Source organism: Pseudonocardia sp. SID8383, from assembly GCF_009864975.1.
Lineage (GTDB): Bacteria > Actinomycetota > Actinomycetes > Mycobacteriales > Pseudonocardiaceae > Pseudonocardia > Pseudonocardia alni.
Genome location: NZ_WWFY01001072.1, coordinates 1 through 235, shown reverse-complemented (window position 1 = coordinate 235; position 235 = coordinate 1). Strand labels below are relative to the sequence as shown.

At 78.3% G+C, this 235-nt stretch carries 1 protein-coding gene; it reads left to right on the top strand.

Annotated elements, in window-relative coordinates:
* The coding region (locus tag GTW08_RS25725) for a hypothetical protein (protein ID WP_161152657.1) at nt 1–235 on the top strand (235 nt) is incomplete at both ends.

The following is a 235-nucleotide window of genomic DNA, read 5'->3' as shown; positions in this document are numbered from 1 at the left end:
CCGGGTCGGCGGCGTCGGGTTCGGTCCCGGCACCGTGCTGGGCTGCGTCGCGCTGTGGGGTCTCGTCGTCGAGGGCGAGCACGGCTGGCGGGCCGGCGCCGGGGCACCGCTGGTGCTGTTCTGCGGGCCCGCGCTGGGCGACCCGGAGCGCAGCGGGCTGGCGCGGACCTACCGGATCGGGGTGCACCGGCTGCCGATCCCGGTCGCGACCACCGTCGAGCTGCCGCTCCAGGTC